The organism is Spirillospora sp. CA-142024, assembly GCF_050942325.1.
GTDB lineage: Bacteria > Actinomycetota > Actinomycetes > Streptosporangiales > Streptosporangiaceae > Spirillospora.
On the sequence record NZ_CP192077.1, the window covers coordinates 6322818 to 6347882 of the forward strand.

A 25065-nucleotide genomic window follows, 5' to 3' on the forward strand; every position below is an offset into this window, starting at 1 on the left:
CCGCGGAACGGTGATCCACGTCACCCCGTCCAAGCCCTATGCGGATCGTCAGGAGCATCACCTGCGCACTGGTCGTCCTGCTGCTGGCCGGGGTCATGGCCGCATGCAGCGGCGGCGGCGACTCCGGGACGTCCTCGGAGGCGGCCGATCGGGCCGGCGCCGGCGCACCGGCCGGAGCGAGCGGCACCCGCGGCGAGGCGGGCCCTTCCCAGCCGGGGGCGCAGAAGTCGCCGCAGGCGCCGCTGCCCACCGGGCATGAGGTCGTCCACACCGCGGACCTGCGGATCAGGGCCGGGGACGTGGAGGCCGCCGCCGGCAAGGCCAAGCAGCTGGTCGCGGCGGCGGGCGGATACGTCGAACGGGAGTCGACCTCCAGCGACCCGGCGCGCTCGGAGATCGCGCTGAAGATCCCCGGCGACCGGTACACCGACGTGCTGAACCAGCTGAGCACGCAGCTCGGCACGAAGCTCTCGCTCAGCCAGCAGGCCGAGGACGTCACCGGCGAGGTCGCCGACGTCGACGCGCGGGTGCGGTCCGCCAAGGCCGCGCTGGAGTCGTTCCGCAAGCTGCTCGACCGCGCGGGCTCGGTCGGCGAGGTGATCAACGTCGAGCAGGAGATCGCCGAGCGGGAGGCCGACCTGGAGGCGCTGCAGGCCCGCCAGAGGTCGCTGGCGCACCGGACGCAGTACGCGACCGTGACCGTGACGGTCGTGACCAAGCCCACGCCGCCGAAGAGGGACGAGCCCCGCGGCGGTTTCGCCGGCGGGCTGGAGAGCGGCTGGCACGCGTTCACCGCGTTCGTCGGAGGCGTCGCCGCCGTGCTGGGCTGGCTGCTGCCGTTCCTCGTCACGGCCGCCGTGATCGGGATCCCGCTGCTGGCGCTCCGGAACCGCCTCCGCGACCGTCGCCGCGGCGCCAAGGGCGACCGCGCGGACGGCGAGCCCGGACCGGAGCCGGAGAAGGCCGTGGCCGGTGCCGCTGCCGATGAAGAGGCTCCGCAGGGCCCGCCGCCGGCCTAGGACGCGTCCTCGGTGCTCGCCTCGTGGACGAGGTCCGCGAGGCGGGCCAGGACGTCCGGGTCCGTGGACGGCGTGACGCCGTGCCCCAGGTTGAAGACGTGCCCCTCGGCGGTGCGGCCGCGGGCCAGCACGTCGCGGGCGCGGCGTTCGACGGTCTCCCACGGCGCGAACAGGATCGCCGGGTCGAGGTTGCCCTGCAGGGCCTTGCCCGGCTCGACGCGGCTGACGGCCTCGTCTAGCGGCACCCGCCAGTCGACGCCGACGACGTCCGCCCCGGCCTCGCCCATCGGGCCGAGCAGCTCGCCCGTCCCGACGCCGAAGTGGATGCGCGGGACGCCGAGCGGCTCGACCTCGGCGAAGATGCGGCGGGTGTGCGGGAGGACCGACTCCCGGTAGTCCTGCGCGGCGACCGAGCCCACCCAGGAGTCGAAGACCTGCACGGCGCTCGCACCGGCGGCGACCTGCACCTTCAGGAACGCGATCGTGAGGTCGGCCAGCCGGTCCATGAGCCTCGCCCAGAGGTCCGGCTCGCCGTACATCATGGCCTTGGTGCGCTCTTGGTTCTTGGACGGGCCGCCCTCGATCAGGTACGAGGCGAGCGTGAACGGGCCGCCCGCGAAACCGATCAGCGGGGTCGTCCCGAGTTCACCGGTCAGCCCCGCGACCGCCTCGGTGACGTACGGGACGTCGTCGGGCACGAGCGGGCGCAGCGCGTCCAGGTCGGCCGCCGAGCGGATCGGGTCGGCGATGACCGGCCCGACGCCCGGCTTGATGTCGAGGTCGACGCCGATCGCCTTGAGCGGGACCATGATGTCGCTGTAGAAGATCGCCGCGTCCACCGCGTACCGCCGCACCGGCTGCATCGTGATCTCCACGATCATGTCGGGCCGGGTGCACGACTCCAGCATCGGCACGCCCTCGCGCACCCGCAGGTACTCCGGCAGGGAGCGCCCGGCCTGCCGCATGAACCACACGGGCGTGTGCGGGACCGGCCGCCGGCGGCAGGCCAGCAGGAAGGGGCTCCCCGCAAGGCCGCCGTCGCCGGGCGGATTCGCGGAGTCGTCGTTGGGACGGGCAACGTCAGCGGTCACGTTGCGTATGGTCCCACGAAAACATGTCGGCAAGGCACGGGAGTGACATGTGAGGCGGCACGAACTTCCGGACACGCCGAGCGAAGTCCCGCATTCTGTCACCGGCGCATGCGAACGTGATGCGTGTCATAGCCGAGGGAGGTTCCCCCTTGTACTGCTCCACCTGCGGTGATGAACGTGTGTTCGAGCAGCCGCCGTGTCCCGACGGTCACGGTGAGGAGTGCCCGGAGCGGGCCTGCGCGGAGTGCGGCACGGCCATCCTGGTCGGTCTGCCGCCCGTGACCGCTCCGGCCCCCGTCCGGGTCTCCGGCACCGCCCCGGCGCGCGCCCGCGCCGCAGCCGAGCGGGCCGTGGCCTGAACGGCCCGGCCCCCGAAACGAAACAGCCTGTGCCGTGCCTTTCTCCCCTCCGCGTCCCCCCGCCGCCGCCGCGTGCGGCGGCACCCCGTCCCGGCTTCCCCGACCCGAGTCACTCCCCCGCGATCAGGCCGGTCCACCCATGAACCCACCTGCCTTCCAGCGGGCCGTCGACACGCTGCGCGAGATCCTCGACGGCCCCGCCCTCCGGCCGGAGCTCGACCTGGAGGACATGCCCGCCCCGCAGAGCCTCGCGCCGTACGCGGCGGCCATGTCCGGCAGCGTCTACCGCGACGACGACACCGAGGTCGCGATGGGACGCCTCATCGTGCTGTACGACCCGGACGGCCGTCCCGGCTGGACGAACGGCTTCCGCGTCGTCGCCTACATCCGCGCCGACCTGGAGCCCGACATCGCCGCGGACGAGCTGATCGGCTCCGTCGCGTGGGACTGGCTGCTGGAGGCGCTGGAGCCCGCGGGCTACGCGGGCGAGTCCGGCACGATCACCCGCGCGGTGTCGGAGAGCTTCGGCGACAAGCGCGACGAGCCGTCCACGACCGAGCTGGAACTGCGCGCGTCGTGGTCCCCGGCCGGCGACGATCTCGCCGGTCACGTGCTGGCGTGGTGCGAGGTGATGTGCACCACGGCGGGGCTGCCGCCGACCGGCGTCGCGGCGCTGCCCGACCGGCCGGGCGGGGCGGGCGGCTGAGCGACGTACGGTAGGGGGCGTGAGCACAGCGTCCGAAACCGAGGCGGCGGGGGAGAACACGGAAGCAGTGGGAGTGTCCGAAACGCGCGCCACCGGCCCCGAACGGGACGCCGGTGCAGAAAAGACGGCGACGACTCCGCCCGGGACCGTTCCCGGGCCGGCCGGGCCGGAACCCGGCCCGGCGGGCACGGAGGCCGACACCGGTCCCCCCGCCGTCCCGTTGCTGGAGCCGCGCGAGGGCGTCCCGCCGGTGCTCACCACCGCCGCGGATCTGGAACGTGTCATCGCGGCGTTCGCCGCGGGCACCGGCCCGGTCGCGGTCGACGCCGAGCGGGCCTCCGGCTACCGGTACGGGCAGCGCGCCTACCTGATCCAGCTGCGCCGGGCCGGCGCGGGCACCGCGCTGATCGACCCGGTCGCGCTGCCCGACCTGTCCGGGCTGGACGCCGCCCTCGCCGACGTCGAGATGGTGCTGCACGCCGCGAACCAGGACCTTCCGTGCCTGGCCGAGGTCGGCCTCGCGCCGCGGCGGCTGTTCGACACCGAGCTCGCCGGGCGGCTGCTCGGCTATCCGCGGGTCGGGCTCGGCTCCATGGTCGAGAACGTGCTGGGCTTCGTGCTGGAGAAGGGGTACTCGGCGGCCGACTGGTCGACGCGTCCCCTGCCGGAGGACTGGCTGCGCTACGCCGCGCTGGACGTCGAGCTGCTGGTCGAGCTGCGCGACGCCCTGCAGGACGAGCTTGAGGCCGAGGGCAAGCTGGACTGGGCGCTGGAGGAGTTCGCCTCGATCCTGACCACGCCGCCGAAGCCGCCGCGTCCCGACCCGTGGCGCCGCACGTCCGGCATCCACCGGGTGCGGAACCGGCGGGCGCTCGCCACCGTCCGCGAGGTCTGGGAGGCGCGCGACCGGATCGCCCGGGATCGGGACCTGTCCCCCGGCCGGGTGCTGCAGGACGCCGCGATCATCGAGCTGGCGCAGAAGACCCCGAAGACCCCGGCCGAGCTGCAGTCGCTGCCCACGATGCGGGGCCGCGGCGCCCGCCGGCACCAGTCGGCGTGGCTGCGCGCCGTCGCCCGCGCCCGCGACCTCGGCGACCGCGCGCTGCCGGAGTCCAACCTGCCCGGCGACGGCCCGCCGCCCGCGCACCGCTGGGCCGACCGCGACCCGGAGGCCGCCAAGCGGCTCACCGCCGCCCGCGCCGTCGTCGCCGCGCTCGCCGACGAGCACTCGATGCCGTCGGAGAACCTCGTGCAGCCCGACTACGTCCGCAGGCTGGCCTGGACGCCGCCCGCGGAGTCGTCGGCGTCCGCGGTCGGCGCGGCGCTGCGCGAGCTCGGCGCCCGCCGCTGGCAGGTCGACCTGACCGCCCAGCCCATCGCCAAGGCGTTCCTCCGCCTCGAGAGCAAGGGCGAACTGTAGCCGCCGGTCGGCATCGTTCGAGTCTTGTCAGGGGGCGGCCGGGAAGCACACACTGGCTTAGGTTAGGTTTGCCTAAAACGTCTGTGTGACCCCCGGAGGAGTGCGGCGATGCTACTGGGCAACTTCCTCATCGGACTGCGCGAGGGGCTCGAGGCCGCCTTGGTCGTGAGCATCCTGATCGCGTACCTGGTGAAGACCGGCAACCGCCGGGCCCTTCTCCCCGTCTGGACGGGGATCGGCATCGCCATCGTCCTCGCGTTCGCGTTCGGCATCGCGCTGACCGCCGCGTCGTCGGAGATGCAGTTCAAGACGCAGGAGCTGTTCGGCGGCGTCCTGTCGATCGTCGCGGTGGGGCTCGTCACCTGGATGGTCTTCTGGATGCGCAAGACGGCCCGGTTCATGAAAGCGGAGCTGGAGGGCAAGCTGGAGGGGGCGCTGAACGTCGGGCCGCTGGCCCTCGGCGCCGTCGCGTTCCTCGCCGTCGGCAGGGAGGGGCTGGAGACCGCGCTGTTCCTGTGGACGAACATCTCCAACTCGTCCGGCGGCTCCACCCAGCCGATCGCCGGCGCGTTCCTCGGCCTCGCGGTCGCCGTCGCGCTCGGCTACCTGCTCTACCGGGGCGGCCTCAAGATCAACCTCAAGCGGTTCTTCACCTGGACGGGCGCCGCGCTCATCGTCGTCGCGGCGGGCGTCTTCGGCTACGGCTTCCACGACCTGCAGGAGGCCGAGGTCTTCCCGGGCCTGAACTCCGTCGCGCTGGAGCCGCACGCGTTCTTCGCCAAGTTCGGCAGCGCGGGCGACTGGATGCAGACCGTCTTCCAGGGCGTCCTCAACGTCACCCCGCAGATCACCTGGCTGCAGCTGATCATGTGGGCGGCCTACCTGGTGCCGGTGATGTTCCTGTTCCTGCGCAAGCCGTCCACGCCCAAGCCCGCCCCTGCCAAGACCACCGAGCCCGCCGCCAGCTCGTCCTAGAGGTCGGGGAGCGGGTCGCGGGGGAGGCTGTCGCGGGCGAAGATCTCCGCGTCGGCCGCGTTGACGACCGGGACGTACTCGTCGTCCACCTCGAACACGGCGCCGGCGAACTCGAACGACGCGCCGCCGCCGGTCTCCACCGGCCCGATCCGGGTGCCGCGCGGATAGCTGCCCCAGATGGTCTTCGGGGTGCTGCGGCTCAGCGAGCCGGTGGAGATCACCGCGACCTGGTCGTCGGTGACGACGAAGATGAACCCCGCACCGCCGCCGTAGGCCATCGCGGGGAAGATGTAGCGGATCTCTCCGTCGATCCCGAGGAACTCCCTGCAGCGCTCGCGGAGCGGGCGTGGCACCGGCATGGCTGGTGAGGCACCTCCCCCAGGCGTGATGTCATCGGCCGTGACAATCATGCACCGGTTCGGCGGAGCGTGACCAGCCTCAGGCCGTCGCGAGCGCCGCGGTCGGCGGCAGCCGCGCCGCGCGCATCGCCGGGTACAGGCCCGCGACCGTCCCGATCGCCAGCGTGGCGGCGAGCGCGCCGCCGAGCGCCCACGGCGGCACGACCGGCGGCCAGCCCTTCCACAGCGCGAACCCGGTGGTCACCGCGGCGCCGAGCACGACCCCGGCCGCGCCGCCGAACGCCGACAGCAGCAGCGACTCTGCCAGGAACTGGACCCGGATCTGGCCGCGGGTCGCGCCCAGCGAGCGGCGCAGCCCGATCTCGCGGCGCCGCTCCAGCACCGAGATCACCATCGTGTTGGCGACGCCGACGCCGCCGACGAGCAGCGCGACGGCGCCGAGCCCGAGCAGCAGCCCGGTGAACGCGCCGGCCGCCGCGGCCCGCGCCTCCAGCGCGTCGGACGGGCGGCTGACCTCGACCTCCTCGGGGCGCTCCGGGCTGACCGTGCGGGCGAGCACCTCCCGGACGTCGTCGACGGACGCGTCCGTGGACCGTTCGTAGATCGTCGTGGGATGCCCGTCGAAGCCGAGATAGCGCTGCGCCGCGTCCCACCCGACGAGGGCGGAGCGGTCGATCTCCGGCGCCAGCTCGGCCGGCCGCAGGACGCCGAGGACGACGAACCAGCGGCCGCCGATCCACACCTGGCCGCCCGCCCGGTCCAGGCCGAGCCGCCGCGCGGCCTCCGAGCCGAGGACGACGCCGGGATACCTTCCGGTGCCCGCGTTGAGCCAGCTTCCGCTCGCCGGTGCGACGTCGAGCGTGCCGAGCAGCTCGGTGGTCGCGGCCTGCACGGCGATGCCCTGGGTGACCTCGTCCGGGATCCTGTCGGTGCGGCGCACGGTCGCCTCCACCGAGCCGGTCGCGCCGACCGCCGTGACGGGCCCGATGCGGCGCACCATCTCCGGCGCCGTCTCGGGCAGCTCCGCCTTCTCGCCGAACAGCGTGTCGCCCGGCTTGGCGGTCAGCAGGTTGGTGCCGAGCCGGTCGAGCCGCCGCAGCAGGTCCTCCTTGCTGGACGACGAGATCCCGATGACGGCGACCATCGTGGCGATCCCGATCGCGATGCCGAGCGCCGACAGGAAGACCCGCGCCGGGCGGGCCCGCAGCCCGCCGAGGCCGACGCGCAGGACGTCGTTCGCGCCGAGTCTCGCCGGCGCCAGCGCCGCCCTCATCGGCTGCCCACCTCCGCCCGCTCGTCGGCGACGACGAGGCCGTCCCGGACCCGGACCCGCCGCGGCGCACGCGCCGCGACCTCCAGGTCGTGCGTGATGATCGCGACGGTGGTGCCGGCGCGGTTCAGCTCGTCCAGCAGCGCGAGCACCTCGGCGCCCGCGGCGGAGTCGAGGTTGCCGGTCGGCTCGTCCGCGAGCAGCAGGTCCGGCTCCCCCACGACGGCCCGCGCGACCGCGACCCGCTGCTGCTCGCCGCCCGACAGCTGATGCGGCCGGTGAGTCGTCCGCTCCCCGAGCCCGACCCGGTCGAGGGCGGCGCGTGCCCGCTCCCGCCGCTCCTTCAAGCCGGAGCCGCTGTAGAGCAGGCCGTCGGCGACGTTGTCGAGCGCGCTCACCCCCGCGGCGAGGTGGAACTGCTGGAAGACGAACCCGATGTGCCGCGCCCGCAGCGCCGACAGCTCCCGGTCGGTGAGGCCGGCGACCTCGTGCCCGGCGACCTGGACGCTTCCCTGGGTCGGGCGGTCGAGCGTCCCGATCATGTGCAGCATCGTGGACTTGCCGGACCCGGACGGCCCGACGATCGCGGCCAGCTCACCCGGCGCGATCATCAGGTCGACGCCCCGCAGCGCCGCGACCCCGCCCGCGTACTCCTTGGTCACCCCGGACAGCTCGACGATGTTCGCGCCCTGGACGTCCACTCCGAGTGAGTTCATTCGGCCGGCACCCCGACCTTCAGGCCCTCGCGCAGCCCGTTCCCGCTGATCTCGACCCGCCCGCCGCCGAACGCCCCGACCTCCACGGGAAGCAGGTGCCGCCCACCGACGTCCACGACCTCGACCCCGAAACCGCCCTCCCGCAGCGCCAGCAGCGCCTCGACCGGCACCGACAGGACGTTCTCCCGCCGCTCGCTCTCCAACTGCACAGTGACAGGCGCCTCGTCCAGCCGCCCCGTCTTCGCGTTCCCGAGCGAGATGTCGACGCCGACCGTGGTCTGCTTGTCCTGGCCCGACCCGGTGGTCTCGGCGACGCTGCCGACCTCGGAGATCGTCCCCTTGACTGTCGTGCCGCCGGGCAGCTCCACCGAGACCTTGGCGCCCTCCTTCGCGAGATCCTGCTTGTCGGCGTCCAGATCGACGTGCACGACACGCTTCGTCCCGGCGACCGTCAGGACGGGCTGTCCCTGGGCGGTCCGCTTCCCTTCCGGCGCCTTGACGTCCCGGACCCGGACGGCCCCGCCCAGGAAGACGACCTGGCTCGCGTCGACCATCCCCGTCTGGTCCAGTCCTCGATCGTCCTGCCACTCCTTGACCGCGGTCTCGGTCGCCCCCGTGAACTCGTCGTCCACGGTCATGCCGTCGTAGCCGAGGGCCTTCAGATTCTCTTCGAGCTGCCGGACGTCCTTGCCGGAGTCTCCACTCCTGAGCGTCCGGTACATGGGGCTACCGCCGTACATCAGCGTGACCGGCTTACCCGCCACCTTCAGCAGCGTCCCGCCCCGCTTGACGGTCTGGCCCTCCTTCGGCGCCCAGGTCACAACTCCCGAGGCACCCGTCCACACTTCGCGGACGTCGTCGTAGGTGAGCTTCCCGTCCACCTCCTCGGTGTCCACGAGATCGCCCCGGCTCACGGCCGCGGTGGTCAGCCGTGTCTCGTGCCCGGCTTCGGCCTCGCTTCCGTCCATCGTCCAGGCCAGCGCGCTTCCCCCGCCGGCCACCACCGCGACGGCGACACCGCCCGCGACCACCACCCGCTTCACCGTCCGGCCCCCGGCAGACTGCCCTTGCACGCCTCACGCGCCTTCTCGGCCTTGCTCCGATCGACGCGCTGCGTCGGGATGGTGATCTGCCCGTCCGGCCCCGGATCCGGGATGTTCACCCCGTGCTCGCGCATGCACTGCGCGAACTTGACGTACTGGTCGCGCACCTTCGGGTCCTTCAGATCGGGCATCTTCCCGCCCGCCTGCAGCCACTGCTGGCACTTCTCCAGCGCCGCCTGCAACTTCGTCCGGTCGCCGCCCTTCCCCAGCCGCAACGCCCTGCCGTCACCGGTGCCGGGGTCGGGGACGTCCACCCCGTTCTCCCGCATGCACTGCGCGAACTTCAACTGAGCGTCCTCGGGCGAAAGCGACCGACTCGCCGAAGCCGAAGCCGAAGCCGAAACCTTCCCCGCCGCCCCACCAACGCTGGCCACCCCACCCCCACCACCGTCATCCCCACAACCCGCGACACCCAGCACCAGCACAAGGGCGGCGCCCCAAACCCGCAGTCCCATCCCGCTCCTCTCCGCCAGAACCCAATGCCCCAGCGGAACCCCATAAGACCCACCCCAGGGTTAAACGAGGATTAGTACTCCAGCCGCATTTAGTGATCGATGAGGCGTCGTTGTCGTTGGTAGTGGCAGCGGCGGGCGCGGGCTTGGTGGCGGCGTCGCCAGCGTGACCAGTGGATTCGGTGCCCTGGCGGGTGTCGGGGCTGATGGAAATGGGCGTGCAGGCGGCGGATCTCGTTGACGGTGAGCGGGACCAGATCGCCGGGTTCGTCCCGGTCCGCGCTGTCGAGGCGTGATCGTCCCTGCTGGTTAGGCCCCCTGTGTGGCGAGGTCGTCGGCCTCGCCGCCGCCGGTGTCGTTATCGGGGCCTGGAGGCGGGGCGGCAGCCAGGAAGGCCAGGTGAGCGTGGGCGACCATGGCCAAGGTGACGTGCCGGTACCAGGCGATGTGCTTGCGGACCTGGTAGTGATCGAGGCCGACTTCATTCTTGGTGGCCTGGAAGCATTCCTCGACGCTCCAGCGGGAGCCGGCCACCCGCACCAGCTCGGGCAGGCCGACCGGCCGGTTCGCCGCGCACCGGTAGAAGGCCAGGTCGGTAGGGTCGCTGATCGACCGGCGGGCCAGCACCCACTGGTGTTCGGCCAGGTGGATCCACGCCCAGTCGTACCAGCGGCGGCCCTTGGCCCCGTCCCCGCATGAACGCCGCTGCCACGCCGTCTGCGGAACGGCGGCGAATGCGGCATCGGTCCTGGTGCGGACGCCGCCGAGCACGAGCGGGTGGTCGCAGGAGACCGCGAACACGTAGTTCACGCCGCGGCCGGCGCAGCGGTGACGCAGCGCCGTGTTGTCGCCGAAGGCCTCGTCTCCGGTCACCCACCCGAACACCAGCAGCGGGTCGTCGCAGGCGCGTTCGATCATCCGCCAGGCCAGCTCCGGCTTGGTCGCGAACAGCGCACGCTCGGGGACGCCCGCGTCGGCGAGCCGACCCGGTTCGGCGAACCAGGACTCGGGCAGATACAGCTCCCGGTCGATGAGGACCCGCTGCTTATCGGGGTTGACGTAGGAGCAGAACACCCCGATCTGGCAGTTGGTGATCTTTCCTGCGGTGCCGGTGTACTGGCGCTGCACCCCCGCCGAGCGGCGGCCCTTCTTCTCAAACCCGGTGTCATCGACCACCAGCACCCCGCCGGTGTCACCGATCCGCTCGGCCACCTGCGCCCGCAGCGCGTCCCGCACCTGATCGGCGTCCCACTTGGCATGGTTGAGCAGCCGCTGCATCCCGTCCGGCCGCGTGTCCCCGGCGAACTCCGCCAGTGACCAGCCGTTCTTTCGCTCCAGCCCGCTCAGCAGGCCCAGCGAGTACGACCGTGCCCGCAGCCGAGGCTCTCTGCGCCCGAAGAAGGGAGCTACCACCTGCCCGAACAGCTCATCGAACCCATCAGCCCACCCTGCCGGGTCAACATCTTCTACAGTGGGCGGCACGGCCACCGCCGATCGTCTGGTTCCAACACACCCACACGATCACAGCGGTGGCCGCCTTACGTCCCGCCCTCGATCAGACCGAGATCTCCAAGTGCGGCTGGAGTATTAGTCGTGTCGCCTCTGAGCGGATCGGACCAAGTCTGAGGGTGTCGCCGAAAGAGCCTCTCACCAGCAAGAACGTCCGGAAGAGGCGAACATCCCCTAGAGATCACGCAAGCCACAATGACCACCGCTCTGACATGAGCCAGCAACTGGCCCTCACATCCTTGATGTGAGGGCCAGTCTTAATTGCAAAGTCGACCAAAACAACCGCTTTGCCGGACACTCGACGCCCGTCTCTTCGCGAGGTTCGCGAACTGCCGCTTGAATCACAGTCGTGGGGTCAGGTGAGGTGGATTGTGATGATGGTGGGCGCGGTCCACTGGTTGTGGACGTAGGCGCGGACCCAGACGTCTACGGTGCCCTTGCGGAAGTGGGAGTGGGCGTCGCTCCCGGGCTCTATGGCGTAGTCGGTTCCGGACAGGCGGCCCTCGTCGCGGTAGTTCTCCCAGACCATGTCGCCGTGCTGGAAGAAGCCGTAGAGATAGCCGGACGAGTCGCGCACCGGGGTGACCTTGAAACGGTAGGCGCCGTCGTAGTCGATGCTGTCGCCGTCCGACGGCCGGACGTACTTCGGTACGGTTCCCGCCTGTTCGCGTCGCTCGCTCTTGGGCGGGGCGGCGCTGGAGGTCGTCGGCCCGGGTTCCGTAGTCCGCCGGGTCTTCGTGGGCTCGGTGGACGGCGACGGCTCGTCGGCGGACGAGACCGGGGAGGGCGAAGGGGTCTCGGACGGGGACGGCGTCGAGGGCGGCGCGGCGTAAGGCGCCGGTGTCGAGGCATTGGCCGCTGGAGCGCCGTGCCTCCCGTTTCCGGGGAACAGAACGATCGCTACCCCGGCCGCAGCGGCCAGGACCACGGCGGTGACGGCGCCTCCGGCCCACCAGCGGCGCCGACCGCGCGGGGGCGCGACAGGTTCCGGGGCGAGGGAGGCGGCCTGGCGTGCGCCTCGGCGCGGCGCGGCCTCCGGTCCGCTGTCCCGATGGCCGAGGAGGCTCATCATGACGTCGGTGGCGGACGGCCGGGCGGCGGCCTTCTTGTCCAGCGTTGCGGCCACCAGATCGGGCAGCGTCCCCGGCATCCGCGACAGGCCGCTGAGATCGGGCTGTTCATGCAGGACGCGGTTCATCACCGCCGGGACCGTGTCGTCGCCGAAGGCCGGGCGGCCGGTGGCGGCGAACACCATGGTGACGCCCCAGGCGAACACGTCCGACAGCGGGCCCACCTCGGCGCCGGTGATCTGCTCGGGTGACATGTAGGCGGGGGTGCCGACCGGACCACTGGACAGCGTGGTCATCGCGTCCAGTGAGAGGGCGATGCCGAAGTCGATGACCCGGGGGCCGTCCGGGCCGAGCAGGACGTTGCTCGGTTTGAAGTCGCGGTGCACGATGCCGGCCCGGTGGATCGCCGACAGCGCGGTGGCGGTGCCGACGGCCAAGCGTTCGAGCGCGCCTCCGTCGCGCGGCCCGTCCCTGGCCACGAGCGCGCTCAGCGGCTCGCCGTCCACGAGTTCGCTGACGATGAAGGGGGCGGCGCCGACGGTGGACACCTCCAGCACCGCGGCCGTGCAGAATCCCGCGACGCGGCGGGTGGCGTCCACCTCGCGGACGAAGCGGCGCAGCGCCGCCTCGTCGGCGGCGAAACGGGAGTGCAGCACCTTGACGGCCACCCGGCCGCCGTCCGGCCCCTCCGCCTCGTAGACGGCGCCCTGGCCGCCCTCGCCCAGCAGGCCCGTGAGCCGGTACCGGCCGACCCGCGCCGGGTCACCGGCGCGCAGCGGTGCCACCATGTCGCCTCCGCGAGCGGCCAGCGGACGTTAGCAATCCCCATGATCCGTACAAACTCCAGAAAAATCCAACATGCCCGGACGGCCGAGTGCGGATTCCTTCTCCGGTTGACAAAGCGGGGGTGCGATCTGTTGGTTCACAGCGCAATACACGGTGCGATCGGTCGGTGATAATCCGGTCGTGCCCTCTCAAAGCGCGCCGCCGCTGAATGAGGACTTCCGGCTGGTCGAAGCGCTCCAAGCGCAGCAGCCGGGGGCGGTCGGCCTTGTCTACAACGTCTATGGAGCGGAGCTCGCCGAATACGCACGGGAGCTGCTCGGCGATCACGAGCGGGCGGTGGAGGCCGTCCAGGAGGCGCTGCTCTCGCTGCGGGACGCGGACGCGCTCGAAGCCGGGACGTTCCGGGACCGGCTGTACGAACTCGTGCGCGACCGGTGCCGGACGGCGCCCCCGCGCGGACGGCTCGTGGTGATCGGCGGCGCGGCGGCCGCGGTCGCGCTGACCGGCGGGATGCTCGCCCTGTTCGAGTCGACGGACTTGGAGCCGAAGCCGTCGGCCGCCCCGCCGGTGGCGATGACCACGCCCGCGTCGCCCTCCCCCACGGCCACCCCGACGCCGTCTCCCCCGAAGAAGGAGGAGAAGAAACCCGCACCGAAGCCGGAGAAGGCCGCGCCCGAGAAGACGCACAAGGTGCCGGACGGGCCCGGGCGGCTCTCGGTGGACGACGGGGGCTGTCTAGGAGTGCGGGCGGTCGGGTTGCCGGCCCGGTGCTACATCCGGCTGACCGCCGTCGGCGGGACGGTGAGGTGGTCGGTGTCGTCGGTGCAGGACAGAGCCGGACGCGTCAGCGCCGCCGGAGGCGGAACCCTCGCCGGAGGGCGGTCGGAGTCGCTGCCGGTGACCGTGCATCCCACGGTGCTGTGTTTCATCGGCGGACGGGGCGGCGGGACGGTCTCATTCGAGCCGGGAGGCACAGCGACCGTGTCGTTCACCTGCCGCCACCGCTAGGCCTTATCGGGGTTTAACCCCTGGCGGGGCATGCTCGCGGTATGCGTGTGCTGATCGTCGAGGACGAGCGGGTGCTCGCGGACACCATCGCCGAAGGGCTCCGCGACGAGGCCATGGCCGTTGACGTGGTGTACGACGGCGACGACGCGCTTGAGCGGGCGTCGTACAACGAGTACGACGTGGTGGTCCTCGACCGGGACCTGCCGACCGTCCACGGGGACGACGTGTGCCGGGAGCTGGTGGAGTCCCGCCGCACCGGCCGCATTCTGATGCTGACCGCTTCCGGGGACGTCGAGGACCGGGTGGACGGTCTGTCGCTCGGCGCCGACGACTATCTGCCGAAGCCGTTCGCGTTCAGTGAGCTCGTGGCGCGGGTGCGGGCGCTCGGACGCAGGTCGGGGCCGCCGGTGCCGCCCGTCCTGGAGTGCCGCGGAATCCGGCTCGATCCGCACCGGCGCAGGGTCGCCCGGGACGGCCGGGAGCTGCGGCTGACGAACAAGGAGTTCGCCGTGCTGGAGGAACTGCTGCGGGCGGAGGGCGGCGTGGTGAGCGCCGAACGGCTGCTGGAGCGGGCTTGGGACGAGAACATCGACCCGTTCAGCAACATCGTCCGGGTCACGATGGCGACGCTGCGGCGCAAGCTCGGCGGGCCGCCGGTGATCGAGACGGTGACGGGCTCGGGATACCGGCTGGAGGCGCGGTGAGGGGGCCGGTGGTGAAGAGGCTTAGTGTCAGGACGCGGCTGACGCTGGTGTACGGGTCGCTGTTCCTCGTCACCTCGGCGACGCTGGTCGCGGTGACGTACCTGCTGACCGTGCGGACGATGGACGACCGGTTCCCGGTGCGCCAGAGCATGGACACGACGACGGTCACGCGGCTGCGGGCGATGGCGGTCAACGGCGACGTGGGCCAGCTGATGAGGCTGAAGGCGGACGCCGACCGGCAGCTCGCCCAGCAGAAGCACGACGTCCTCCAGCAGCTGCTGCAGAGCTCGCTGGTGACGATGCTGGTCCTCGGCGTCCTCGCCGTGGTGATCGGGTACGTCGTGGCGGGGCGGATGCTGCGTCCACTGCACAAGGTGACGGCGACGGCGCGGCGGCTGTCGGAGAGCACCCTGCACGAGCGGATCGCGCTGGACGGCCCGCAGGACGAGATCAAGGACCTGGCCGACACGTTCGACCGGATGCTGGACCGGCTGAACCGCGCGTTCGACGGCCAGCGGCGGTTCGTCGCGAACGCCTCGCACGAGCTGCGCACGCCGCTGACCATCAACCGGACGGTGCTGGAGGTCGCGCTCGCGAGCCGCAAGAGCCCGCCGGAGACGAAGGCGCTAGCCGACGTCCTGCTCGGCAACACCGCGCGGCACGAGCGGCTCATCGAGGGGCTGCTGCTGCTCGCGAAGTCCGAGCGGGAGCTCGCGACCCGGGTCGGCACTCCCCTGCCGGACGTGGTCCGCAGCGCGCTCGACCAGCTGGACGATCCGGCCGACGAGGCGGAGGTGGACGTCGAGGCGCGGCTCGCCCCGGCCACCGTGACCGGTGATCCCGTGCTGCTGGAGCGGTGCGCCGTGAACCTGCTGGAGAACGCCGTGAAGTACAACGTGCGGGACGGGCGGATCTGGGTCCGCACGGGTGTCCGGGACGGCGAGGCGTTCCTGCAGGTGGTCAACACCGGCCGGCCCGTTCCTTCTTACGAGGTCGCGACGATCTTCGAGCCGTTCCGGCGGCTGCGCGCGGACCGGACGGGGTCCAAGGACGGCGCGGGTCTCGGCCTGTCGATCGTCCGGGCCGTGGTGCGCGCGCACGGCGGCGCCATCGAGACCGTCCCGCGGCCGGAAGGCGGGCTGTCGATCACCGTCCGGCTGCCGGTGGCGCGGGAGCCGGCCCTCGCCGCGGCCTAGCCCGTCCGCTGCGCGCCGAGGGGCCAGGGCGGCGGCTGCGGCCAGCTGACGCGTCCCTCGGGCTCGGGCCGGTCGGAGCGCGCGGACAGCCAGCGGTGCACGACCTTGCCGGTCGCGTTGCGCGGAAGCTCGGGGATGAAGTGGACGTCGCGCGGCACGGCGTAGCGGGCGACCTGCGCGTGCACGTACTCGCGGACGGTGTCGGCGTCCAGCCGCGCGCCGGGCCGCAGGACGATGTACGCGGCGAGCCGCTGCCCCCACTCGGCGTCGGCGACCCCGGTGACGGCGACCTCGTGGATCTCCGGCAGGCGCATCAGGGCGTCCTCCACGTCGCCGGGGACGATGTTCTCGCCGCCGGAGACGACCACGCCGTCGCTGCGCCCGTCCACGAACAGCAGGCCGCGGTGGTCGATGTGGCCGAGGTCGCCGGTGGACAGCAGCCCGTCGCGGACCTCCATGGGCTCGCCGCCGGTGTAGCCCTCGAACAGCAGCTCGTTGGCGGCGAAGATCTGGCCGCGGGTGGAGCGGCCCAGCCGGCGGCCCTCGTCGTCCAGGATCGACAGCTTGGTGTTGCGCGGCGGACGCCCGGCTGTGCGCGGGTCGAGCCGCAGGTCGCGCGGGGTGGCGATGGACACCCAGGACGCCTCGGTGGAGCCGTAGACGTTGTAGAGGCGGTCTCCGAACGCGTCCATGAACCGGGTGGCGAGGTCGCCGGGCAGCGCGGCGCCGCTCAGCGCCGCGATCCGCAGCGAGGAGGCGTCGTAGACGGCGCGGATTTCGGGGGCCAGCTCCATGACCCGCTGCAGCATGACCGGGACGGCGAACAGGGTGACGTCCCGGTGCGAGGCGATGGCGCGCAGCGTCTGCTCGGGGTCGAACCGGCGGTGCAGGACGACCGGCGCGCGCAGCGCCCACGCCATCTGCAGCGCGGCGTAGCCCCAGGTGTGGAACAGCGGCGCCTCGACGATCATCGTCTGCCGGGCGCGCAGCGGGATCCGCGACGTCATCGAGGCCAGCGGCCACAGCCCGGGGCGGGGCGGGCGGCGGGCGCCCTTCGGCCGCCCGGTGGTGCCCGAGCTGAGCATGATCGTCCGGCTCTGGATCTGCGGCGGCGCGGCCACGGCCGCGGACGCCGGCACCGAACGGATGATCTCCTCGATGCTCGGCCCCGGCTCGACCGGGCCGGGGTCGGCGTCCGGCGCCGGGCGCGGCGGGGGCGGCAGCGTCGCGGCGGGGACGGGCGCGGACAGCGGGGCGGCGGCGGGCGGCCGGCGGTCGGCCCACAGGACGGTCCGGCGCAGCGCGATCGGGACGTTCGCGAGGAGCGGCGCGAACTCGGCGTCGGCGACGATCAGGCCGGGCCGCAGCTCGCCGAGCACCGCGCGGATCTGGCCCGTTCCGAAGCCGGTGTTGAGCAGCACGACCTCGGCGCCGCGCCGGGAGCACGCGACGAGCGTCACCGCCATGCCGCGATGGTTGCGGCAGAGGACGCCGACGCGCGGGCGGGGGCCGCGCAGCGGCAGTCCGGCGGCGAGGCGGGCGCCGCGCTCGTCCAGTTCGGCGAAGGTGAGGACGCCCTCGTCGTCGATCAGCGCGGGGCGGGCCGGGGAGCGGGCGGCGGACGAGGCGACCAGCCCGGCGAGCGTGGTGCCCCAGCGGCGCAGCGTGCGCAGCTGCCGGACGAGCCGGCGCGGGCCGCCGCCGAACAGCAGGCCGGTCCACAGGAGGAGCGAGGTGAGATCGCGGATATGCCCGATCCGCCGGCGCATCCCCGGCCGGTACGTGGGCCTCGCGTGCGTCACCGTGCCCTCCTGCGGTGATTTCAAGCCACGTTACCCATCGGTCACCAACCGGACAAGGGCACCGGGACCCGCGCCACCGGTCAGTGGTTACTGACGAGTAGAATAAGCGGTTACCAGCGAGTAGCATCGCTGTGGCGGGTACTCGTGCCGCCGTCCGAAGGCAGGGGCGGCACGAGGCTCGACACCTTCACCGAGTCCCATCCCAGGGAGGACCCCGTGCCTCGCACCGCACGCGACGTCGTGTTCGTCGACGGCGTACGCACGCCGTTCGGCAAGGCCGGCCCCAAGGGCCTGTACGCGGAGACCCGCGCCGACGACATGGTCGTCCGCGCGATCCGCGAGCTGATGCGCCGCAACCCGTCCCTCCCGCCCGCGCGGGTGGACGAGGTCGCGATCGCCGCCACCACGCAGACCGGCGACCAGGGCCTGACCATCGGGCGGTCCGCCGCCGTGCTGGCCGGGCTGCCGAAGAGCGTCCCCGGCTACGCCGTCGACCGGATGTGCGCGGGCGCGATGACCGCCGTCACCACCTCCGGCGCCGGCATCTCCTTCGGCTCCTACGACGTCGTCATCGCGGGCGGCGTCGAGCACATGGGCCGGCACCCGATGGGCGAGGGCGTCGACCCGAACCCGCGGTTCCTCGCCGACAAGCTCGTCGACCCGTCCGCCCTGGTCATGGGGTCGACGGCGGAGAACCTGCACGACCGGTTCCCCGGCATCACCAAGGAGCGCGCAGACGCCTACGCCGTGCGCAGCCAGCAGAAGGTCGCCGCCGCCTACGCCGCCGGGAAGATCCAGCCGGACCTCGTGCCGACCGCGATCCGCTCGGCCGAGAAGGGATGGGGGCTCGCCACGGAGGACGAGCCGCCGCGTCCCGGCACCACGCTGGACGACCTCGCCAAGCTGAAGACCCCGTTCCGCGTGCACGGCAACGTCACCGCCGGCAACGCCGCGGGCCTCAACGACGGCGCCACCGCGTGCCTGCTGGCCGCCGAGGACGTCGCCCGCGAGCTCGGCCTCGCGCCGAAGATGCGCCTGATCGACTTCTCCTTCGCCGGGGTGGAGCCCGAGGTCATGGGCGTCGGGCCCGTCCCCGCCACCGAGCGGCTCCTCGCCCGCAACGCGCTGACCATGGACGACATCGGCCTCATCGAGATCAACGAGGCGTTCGCCGTGCAGGTGCTGGCGTTCCTGGAGCACTTCAAGATCGCCGACGACGACGCGCGGGTGAACCCCTGGGGCGGCGCGATCGCAATCGGCCACCCCCTCGCCTCGTCCGGCGTGCGGCTGATGAACCAGCTCGCCCGCCTCTTCGAGGAGCGCACCGACGTCCGGTACGGGTTGACCACGATGTGCGTCGGCATGGGCATGGGCGGAACCGTCCTCTGGGAGAACGCCAACTGGGAGGGCACCAAGTGAGCAGCCTCGGAGAACTCTTCGCGGACGAGGTCGTCACGCACGCGTACGTCCGTGACGTGGCGCTTCCCTATGGCGCGGGCACGCTCGCGCTCATCACGCTCGACAACGGCCACGACCACACCAAGCCGAACACCTTCGGCCCGAACGGGCTGGCCGAACTGAACACCGCCATCGACGCGATCGCCGGCCGCGACGACATCGCGGCCGTCGGCGTCACCGGCAAGCCGTTCATCTTCGCGGTCGGCGCCGACCTCAAGGGCGTCCCGCTGATCGCGGACCACGCGGACGCGCGCGCCATCGGCAAGCTCGGCCACGACGTGTTCCGGCGGCTCGGCGAGCTGGGCGTCCCGTCCTTCGCCTACTACAACGGCGCGGCGATGGGCGGCGGCGTCGAGATCGGCCTGCACTGCACCTACCGGACGATCTCGTCCGGCGTCCCGGCGTTCGCGCTGCCGGAGGCGTTCCTCGGGCTGGTGCCCGGCTGGGGCGGGACGTACCTGCTGCCGAACCTGATCGGGGCGGAGAAGGCCCTCAAGGTCGTCATCGAGAACCCGCTCTCCCAGAACCGGATGCTGAAGGGTGCGCAGGCGTACGAGCTGGGCATCGCCGACGCGGTCTTCGACTCGGCCGACTTCCTGGAGGAGTCGCTGGCCTGGACGGCCCGGGTCCTGAAGGGCGACATCACCGTCCGGCGTCCCGAGGTCGACAAGGGCAAGGCGTGGGACGACGCCGTCGCGATGGCCCGCTGGAACGTGGAAGGCAAGCTGCACGGCGCGGCCCCGTCCTACACCCGCGCCCTGGACCTGGTCGCCGCCGCCAAGGACCGCACCCGCGACGAGGGCTTCGCCGCCGAGGACGAGGCACTCGCCGACCTCATCATGAGCGACGAGCTGCGCGCCGGCCTCTACGCGTTCGACCTCACGCAGAAGCGCGCGAAGCGTCCCGCCGGGGCGCCCGACCGGTCGCTGGCCCGCAAGGTCACCAAGGTCGGCGTCGTCGGCGCGGGCCTGATGGCCTCGCAGCTCGCGCTGCTGTTCGCGCGCCGCCTGGAGGTGCCGGTCGTACTGACCGACCTCGACCAGGAGCGCCTGGACAAGGGCGTCGGCTACGCGCACGGCGAGATCGACAAGCTGCTGGGCAAGGGACGCCTCTCCCCCGACAAGGCGAACCGGCTCAAGGCCCTCATCACGGGCTCGCTCACCAAGGACGCCTTCGCCGACGCCGACTTCGTCATCGAGGCCGTCTTCGAGGAGATGTCGGTCAAGCAGAAGGTGTTCGCCGAGGTCGAGGAGTACGTCTCGGCCGAGTGCGTCCTCGCGACCAACACCTCGTCGCTGTCGGTTGGCGAGATGGCGGCGCGGCTGAAGCACCCGGAGCGCGTGGTCGGGTTCCACTTCTTCAACCCGGTCGCGGTGCTGCCGCTGCTGGAGATCGTCCGGGGTGAGAGGACCGACGACGCGGCGCTCGCCACCGCGTTCGCGACCGGCAAGGCGCTGAAGAAGTCCTGCGTGCTGGTGAAGGACGCCCCGGCGTTCGTCGTCAACCGGGTCCTGCTGCGGCTGCTCGCCGAGATCGTCAGGACGGTGGACGAGGGCACCCCGATCGAGGTGGCCGAACGCGCCGCCGCGCCACTGGGCCTGCCGATGCCGCCGTTCGTGCTGATGGGACTGGTCGGCCCGGCCATCGCGCTGCACGTCAACGAGACCCTGCACGGCGCCTTCCCGGACCGGTTCCCGCTGTCGGACAACCTGGCGAAGATGGTCGCGGCCGGAAAGAGCGGCGTGTACCTGCCCGACTTCTCCCTCGACCCGGAGGTCGTGCAGATCTTCGGCGGCGGGACGGCCCCGTCCACCGAGGAGCAGGTCCTGGACCGGGCGCTCGCCGCGCTCGCCGACGAGATCCGCATCATGCTGGACGAGGGCGTCGTCGCGGCGCCCGAGGACATCGACCTGTGCATGATCCTCGGCGCCGGCTGGCCGTTCCACCTCGGCGGCATCACCCCGTACCTGGACAGGTCGGGTGTCGCGGAGCGGACGGCCGGCCGCCGCTTCCTGCGCCCGGGGGTCGCCTCCCTGCCCGCCTGAGGCTCCCCCCTGTCGCACCGCCGAGACCGGAGAACACCGGAGAAGAGGCGTCCCGAGCCGCTCTCGGAACGCCTCTTTTCCGGCGTCTCCGCACGTCACGGACACACCCGCGTTTCGGCTGATCATAAGCCGCGCACATATGGGCATACGGCTGACGGCCGTTGAGCACCGGGACGCGAGGGGGCGCCGAGGATGAACCTGCTGCGCACGAAGTCGGTCGAGCAGTCGATCCGGGACACCGAGGAGCCGGCGCACCGGCTCCGCCGGGAACTGTCCGCGCTCGACCTCACCGTCTTCGGCGTCGGCGTGATCATCGGAACCGGCATCTTCGTGCTGACCGGGCAGGTCGCCAAGGACAAGGCGGGCCCGGCGGTCTCGCTGTCGTTCATCTTCGCCGCCGTGGTGTGCGGTCTCGCGGCCCTCTGCTACGCCGAGTTCGCGTCGACCCTCCCGGTGGCGGGGTCGGCGTACACGTTCTCCTACTCCACGCTCGGCGAGTTCCCGGCCTGGATCATCGGCTGGGACCTCATCCTGGAGATGGCGCTCGGCGCGGCGGTCGTGGCGGTCGGCTGGTCCGGCTACTTCGCCGAGCTGCTGGACGACATCGGCGTCACGGTGCCGGGCGCCCTCGCCGACCCGCCCGGCGAGGGCGGGACGGTCAACGTCCCGGCCATCGCCCTCGTGCTGCTGGTGACCGGGCTGCTCGTCCTCGGCGTCAAGATCTCCTCGCGGGTCAACGAGGTCGTGGTCGCGATCAAGGTCATCGTGGTGCTCCTGGTCATCTTCGCCGGGCTGTTCTTCATCAAGGGCGCCAACTACGATCCGTTCATCCCGCCCGCCCAGCCGACCCCGGACGTGGCGGGCCTCGACGCGCCGCTGATCCAGGTGATGTTCGGCAGCGCGCCGGTCAGCTACGGCTGGCCCGGCGTCTTCTCCGCGGTCGCCATCGTCTTCTTCGCCTACATCGGGTTCGACGTCGTCGCGACCGCCGCCGAGGAGGCCCGCCGCCCGCAGCGGGACCTGCCGATCGGCCTCATCGGCTCGCTCGTCGTCACCGCGGTCCTGTACTCGTCCGTCTCGGCCGTCGTCGCCGGGATGGAGAACTACAAGAAGCTGAGCACCGACGCGCCCCTCGCCGACGCCTTCAAGTCCGTCGGCCACACCGCCTTCTCCACCATCATCAGCGTCGGCGCCGTGATCGGCCTCACCACCGTGGTGATGATCCTGCTGCTCGGGCAGAGCCGCATCTTCTTCGCCATGGGACGGGACGGCCTGATGCCGCGCTGGCTGTCGGTCGTCCATCCGCGGTTCGGCACGCCCTACCGCTCGACGATCATCATGGGCGTGATCGTCGCGGTCCTCGCCGGGTTCATCCCGCTGAGCGAGCTCGCCGAGCTGGTCAACATCGGCACCCTGTTCGCGTTCCTCGTCGTCTCCGTCGGCATCATGATCCTGCGCCGCACCCGCCCCGAACTGCCGCGCGCCTTCCGCACCCCCTGGGTGCCGGTCATCCCGGTGCTGTCCGTGCTCGCCTGCCTGTTCGTGATGATCAACCTGCCGGTGGCGACCTGGCTGCGCTTCCTGGCCTGGATGGCCGTCGGCATCGTCGTCTACGCCCTGTACGGGTACCGCAACAGCCGGCTGGGCCGCGCGTCGGAGGTTTCCGTCAAGTCCTGATACCGCGGTCTCATCCGTCATATGATCTTGGTGAGGCGCCACGGCATCCCCCCGCTTGGACGGTGACAGGCACATGGCAGGCGACACCTCCGCCCCTCCGGCGGGCGGCCCCACCCCCTCGGACCGGATCGACTCGACCAGGCCGCACTCGGCCCGGGTCTGGGACTACTGGCTCGGCGGCAAGGACAACTATGAGGTCGACCGCGAGCTCGGCGAGCAGATCGCCCAGGCCAATCCGCACGTCGTCGCGATGGTGCGCGCCGACCGGACGTTCATGCGGCGCTCGGTCGCCTTCCTCGCCGGGCAGGGCGTCCGCCAGTTCCTCGACATCGGCACCGGGCTGCCGACCGAGCCGAACGTCCACCAGGTCGCGCAGGACGTCGTGCCCGACGCCCGCGTGGTGTACGCCGACAACGATCCGGTGGTGCTCGCGCACGCCCGGGCGCTGCTGAACTCCGGCCCGTCGGGCGTCACCGCCTACCTGGACGCGGACCTGCGCGAACCCGGCCGGATCCTCGCCGAGGCGTCCCGCACCCTGGACCTCGGCGAGCCCGTCGCCATCACGCTGATGAGCCTCATGCACTTCGTGACCGACGCCGGCGACGCCCACGCGATCCTGTGGCGGCTGCTGGACGCCGTCCCGTCCGGGAGCTGGCTGGCCTTCACCCACGCCACCGCGGAGCTCGGCGGCCCGAAGGTGCGGGAGGCGTTCCGCATGTGGAACGAGAACGCCGTCCAGAAGGCGCGGCCGCGCGACCACGACGAGGTCCTGGCGCTGATCGACGGGCTGGAGCTGGTGGAACCGGGGCTGGTCTCGCCGCCGCAGTGGCGCCCGGACGGCGACGGGGAGCGGGAGCCCCGCGAGGTGCCGATGTGGGCGGGCGTCGCGCGCAAACCCTGAACACGCCCAACCCGTGACCCGGGTCACGGTGTCCTTTTGACCGGCGGGTGGGCACAATGACCCGCATGGCTCCTCCAGCGCGCGTCGCGGTGATCGGTTCCGGCCCGGCGGGGATCTACGCCGCGGAGGCCCTCGTCAAGCAGACCGGCGGCGATGTCCGGGTGGACGTGTTCGACCGGCTGCCGACGCCGTACGGGCTGGTGCGCTACGGTGTCGCGCCCGACCACACGTCGATCAAGTCGATCGCCCGGTACCTGCAGAAGGTGCTGGAGACGGCCGGCGTCCGCTTCTTCGGCTGCGTCGAGCTGGGCCGCGACATCACCCGCGCCGACCTCCTGGACTGCTACGACGCCGTCATCTACTCCACCGGCGCGATGGTCGACCGGCACATGCGGATCCCGGGCGAGGACCTGCCCGGCAGCATCGCCGCGACCGACTTCGTCAACTGGTACTGCGGGCACCCCGACGCCGCCGACCACGAGTTCGACCTCTCCGTCGAGGAGGTCGCGGTGATCGGGGTCGGGAACGTCGCCGTCGACGTCGTCCGGATCCTCGCCAAGACGGCCGGGGAGCTGCGCGAGACCGACGTCCCCGAGCAGGTCATCGAGGCGCTGTCGCGGAGCCGGGTCAGGCGCGTCCACATGATCGGGCGGCGCGGGCCGGCGCAGGCGAAGTTCACCACCAAGGAGGCCCGCGAGCTGGGCGAGCTGCCGAACGCGAGCATCCACGTCAGCCCGGAGGACATGGACCTCGACCCGGCGAGCGCCGAGCTGGCCGAGAGCGACCGGCACGTCCGCGGCAACGTCAAGGTCCTGAACGCCTGGACCGGCGAGCCCGCCGCGGACCGGGCCCGCCACATCGACGTGCGGTTCTGGCGCGCCCCCGCCGAGATCATCGGCACCGACCGGGTCGAGGGCCTCCGGCTGGAGAGGACCCGGCTGGACGATTCGGGCCGCGTCACCGGAACCGGCGAGTTCGAGACGCTGCCCGTCGGGATGGTGCTGCGGTCGGTCGGCTACCAGAGCGTGCCGCTGGAGGGCGTCCCGTTCGACGAGCGCTCCTTCGTCGTCCCCAACGAGGGCGGCCGCATCATCGGGGCGGACGGCGCGCCCGTCCCCCGCGAGTACGTCGCCGGCTGGATCAAGCGCGGGCCGACCGGCGTCGTCGGGACCAACAAGTCCGACGCCGCCGAGACCGTCCGCAACCTGCTGGAGGACGTCGCCGGGGCCGGCACGGCGCCGGAGCGCACCGTCGAGGAGCTGCTGGAGTCGCGCGGGCTGCCCGTCGTCACCTACGACGACTGGCTCAACCTCGACGCCGCCGAGATCGCCCTCGCCCGCAGCCTCGACCGGGGCGAGCGCGTCAAGCTCGCCCGCTGGGAGGCGATGACGTCCGCCTGCCGCAAACACGAGTGATTCATCTTCGCGAAAAGTTCCCGC

General features: G+C 72.1%; 23 protein-coding genes. 14 read left to right on the forward strand and 9 right to left on the reverse strand.

The genetic code is table 11. The features are described 5' to 3' along the window. The first annotated feature begins 38 nt into the window (after positions 1-38). Positions 39-1019 (forward strand): DUF4349 domain-containing protein, encoded by a 981-nt coding sequence (locus tag ACQPZP_RS29965; RefSeq protein ID WP_433473072.1) that lies wholly within the window; start codon positions 39-41, stop codon positions 1017-1019. Here ACQPZP_RS29965 and hemE read toward each other — a convergent pair. After that, entirely contained in the window at positions 1016-2032 is a 1017-nt protein-coding gene (gene hemE, locus ACQPZP_RS29970; protein WP_433479697.1) for a uroporphyrinogen decarboxylase, read from the reverse strand. The two genes, ACQPZP_RS29965 and hemE, sit on opposite strands and share 4 nt — an antisense overlap. Before the next feature lie 257 nt (positions 2033-2289). Here hemE and ACQPZP_RS29975 point away from each other — a divergent pair, with 257 nt between their 5' ends. The 4 genes from ACQPZP_RS29975 (at position 2290) to efeU (ending at position 5570) form a co-directional block, all read left to right on the forward strand. After that, the gene (locus ACQPZP_RS29975) at positions 2290-2469 is read left to right on the forward strand and encodes a hypothetical protein (protein WP_433462691.1); all 180 of its coding nucleotides are present in this window, start codon (positions 2290-2292) and stop codon (positions 2467-2469) included. Between the two features lie 139 nt (positions 2470-2608). Further along, positions 2609-3175, forward strand: coding sequence for a DUF3000 domain-containing protein (locus ACQPZP_RS29980; RefSeq protein WP_433473073.1), 567 nt, complete (start codon positions 2609-2611; stop codon positions 3173-3175). 220 nt (positions 3176-3395) lie between these two features. Beyond that, complete coding sequence (locus ACQPZP_RS29985; RefSeq protein ID WP_433479698.1) at positions 3396-4595, forward strand: HRDC domain-containing protein; 1200 nt, start codon at positions 3396-3398, stop codon at positions 4593-4595. Positions 4596-4703: 108 nt separating this feature from the next. Beyond that, entirely contained in the window at positions 4704-5570 is an 867-nt protein-coding gene (gene efeU / locus ACQPZP_RS29990; protein ID WP_433473074.1) for an iron uptake transporter permease EfeU, read from the forward strand. Here efeU and ACQPZP_RS29995 read toward each other — a convergent pair. The 5 genes from ACQPZP_RS29995 to ACQPZP_RS30015 form a co-directional block, all read right to left on the reverse strand. Then, positions 5567-5929 carry a hypothetical protein gene (locus ACQPZP_RS29995; protein WP_433473075.1) on the reverse strand — a complete coding sequence of 121 codons (363 nt, stop codon included), beginning with the start codon at positions 5927-5929 and terminating at the stop codon, positions 5567-5569. The two genes, efeU and ACQPZP_RS29995, sit on opposite strands and share 4 nt — an antisense overlap. Positions 5930-6008: 79 nt before the next feature. Beyond that, the gene (locus ACQPZP_RS30000; protein WP_433473076.1) at positions 6009-7202 is read right to left on the reverse strand and encodes an ABC transporter permease; all 1194 of its coding nucleotides are present in this window, start codon (positions 7200-7202) and stop codon (positions 6009-6011) included. Beyond that, a complete protein-coding gene (locus ACQPZP_RS30005; RefSeq protein WP_433473077.1) occupies positions 7199-7915 on the reverse strand; it encodes an ABC transporter ATP-binding protein in 717 nt (238 codons plus the stop codon). The genes ACQPZP_RS30000 and ACQPZP_RS30005 overlap by 4 nt, the downstream gene beginning before the upstream one ends. After that, positions 7912-8988, reverse strand: coding sequence for an efflux RND transporter periplasmic adaptor subunit (locus ACQPZP_RS30010; protein WP_433473078.1), 1077 nt, complete (start codon positions 8986-8988; stop codon positions 7912-7914). Before ACQPZP_RS30010 ends, ACQPZP_RS30005 begins: the two co-directional genes overlap by 4 nt. Further along, positions 8955-9305 carry a hypothetical protein gene (locus ACQPZP_RS30015; RefSeq protein ID WP_433473079.1) on the reverse strand — a complete coding sequence of 117 codons (351 nt, stop codon included), beginning with the start codon at positions 9303-9305 and terminating at the stop codon, positions 8955-8957. The genes ACQPZP_RS30010 and ACQPZP_RS30015 overlap by 34 nt, the downstream gene beginning before the upstream one ends. Positions 9306-9643: 338 nt before the next feature. On the opposite strand from ACQPZP_RS30015, the gene ACQPZP_RS30020 reads away from it, so the two are divergent. Further along, the gene (locus ACQPZP_RS30020) at positions 9644-9766 is read left to right on the forward strand and encodes a hypothetical protein (protein ID WP_433473080.1); all 123 of its coding nucleotides are present in this window, start codon (positions 9644-9646) and stop codon (positions 9764-9766) included. A gap of 13 nt (positions 9767-9779) precedes the next feature. Here ACQPZP_RS30020 and ACQPZP_RS30025 read toward each other — a convergent pair whose 3' ends face one another. Both ACQPZP_RS30025 and ACQPZP_RS30030 read right to left on the reverse strand, forming a co-directional pair. Then, positions 9780-10895: an IS701 family transposase gene (locus ACQPZP_RS30025; protein WP_433479551.1), complete on the reverse strand. Its 1116-nt coding sequence runs from the start codon at positions 10893-10895 to the stop codon at positions 9780-9782. A 439-nt stretch (positions 10896-11334) separates the two neighbouring features. Next, on the reverse strand, positions 11335-12837 hold the full coding sequence (locus tag ACQPZP_RS30030; RefSeq protein ID WP_433473081.1) for a serine/threonine-protein kinase: 1503 nt from the start codon (positions 12835-12837) through the stop codon (positions 11335-11337). Between the two features lie 178 nt (positions 12838-13015). On the opposite strand from ACQPZP_RS30030, the gene ACQPZP_RS30035 reads away from it, so the two are divergent. Genes ACQPZP_RS30035 through ACQPZP_RS30045 form a run of 3 tightly spaced genes read left to right on the forward strand, consistent with a single transcriptional unit; the run spans position 13016 to position 15743 of the window. Then, positions 13016-13843 (forward strand): hypothetical protein, encoded by an 828-nt coding sequence (locus ACQPZP_RS30035; RefSeq protein WP_433473082.1) that lies wholly within the window; start codon positions 13016-13018, stop codon positions 13841-13843. A 41-nt stretch (positions 13844-13884) separates the two neighbouring features. Then, entirely contained in the window at positions 13885-14547 is a 663-nt protein-coding gene (locus tag ACQPZP_RS30040; protein ID WP_433473083.1) for a response regulator transcription factor, read from the forward strand. Between the two features lie 11 nt (positions 14548-14558). Beyond that, complete coding sequence (locus ACQPZP_RS30045) at positions 14559-15743, forward strand: sensor histidine kinase (protein WP_433473084.1); 1185 nt, start codon at positions 14559-14561, stop codon at positions 15741-15743. Here ACQPZP_RS30045 and ACQPZP_RS30050 read toward each other — a convergent pair. After that, on the reverse strand, positions 15740-17545 hold the full coding sequence (locus tag ACQPZP_RS30050; RefSeq protein WP_433473085.1) for an AMP-binding protein: 1806 nt from the start codon (positions 17543-17545) through the stop codon (positions 15740-15742). The two genes, ACQPZP_RS30045 and ACQPZP_RS30050, sit on opposite strands and share 4 nt — an antisense overlap. 216 nt (positions 17546-17761) lie before the next feature. Here ACQPZP_RS30050 and ACQPZP_RS30055 point away from each other — a divergent pair, with 216 nt between their 5' ends. From ACQPZP_RS30055 to ACQPZP_RS30075, 5 genes are all read left to right on the forward strand, one after another. After that, positions 17762-18964, forward strand: coding sequence for a thiolase family protein (locus ACQPZP_RS30055; RefSeq protein WP_433473086.1), 1203 nt, complete (start codon positions 17762-17764; stop codon positions 18962-18964). Beyond that, a complete protein-coding gene (locus tag ACQPZP_RS30060; RefSeq protein WP_433473087.1) occupies positions 18961-21048 on the forward strand; it encodes a 3-hydroxyacyl-CoA dehydrogenase NAD-binding domain-containing protein in 2088 nt (695 codons plus the stop codon). Before ACQPZP_RS30055 ends, ACQPZP_RS30060 begins: the two co-directional genes overlap by 4 nt. A gap of 192 nt (positions 21049-21240) precedes the next feature. Beyond that, positions 21241-22725 (forward strand): amino acid permease, encoded by a 1485-nt coding sequence (locus ACQPZP_RS30065; RefSeq protein WP_433473088.1) that lies wholly within the window; start codon positions 21241-21243, stop codon positions 22723-22725. Between the two features lie 73 nt (positions 22726-22798). Further along, complete coding sequence (locus tag ACQPZP_RS30070; RefSeq protein ID WP_433473089.1) at positions 22799-23626, forward strand: SAM-dependent methyltransferase; 828 nt, start codon at positions 22799-22801, stop codon at positions 23624-23626. Between the two features lie 56 nt (positions 23627-23682). Next, entirely contained in the window at positions 23683-25041 is a 1359-nt protein-coding gene (locus ACQPZP_RS30075; RefSeq protein ID WP_433473090.1) for an FAD-dependent oxidoreductase, read from the forward strand. Positions 25042-25065 lie beyond the last annotated feature (24 nt).